A 229-nucleotide genomic window follows, 5' to 3' on the forward strand; every position below is an offset into this window, starting at 1 on the left:
CCCGTCTTCCATCCAGCGCGCCAGGTCCCCTGTACGGTACAGCCGCTCTCCCGGGACGAAGGGGCTGTCGACAAACTTCTCTTCGTTCAGCTCCGGTCGGTTCAGGTATCCCCGGGCTACGCCGACGCCGCCGATGCACAGCTCGCCCAATACCCCTACCGGTACCGGGTTCAAGTGAGCATCCACAATGTAGAACCGGGCGTTCAGCCACGCCTTGCCGATCGGCACG

The 229-nt window shown here is 64.2% G+C and carries 1 protein-coding gene; it reads right to left on the reverse strand.

The window, feature by feature from the left end:
- Positions 1-229, reverse strand: a 229-nt coding sequence (locus QMG93_RS35175) for an AMP-binding protein (RefSeq protein ID WP_281944545.1), incomplete at both ends; no start/stop codon positions are given.

The sequence above is a fragment of the Paenibacillus tyrphae genome (assembly GCF_027925525.1).
In the GTDB taxonomy this organism is placed as follows: domain Bacteria; phylum Bacillota; class Bacilli; order Paenibacillales; family NBRC-103111; genus Paenibacillus_G; species Paenibacillus_G tyrfis_B.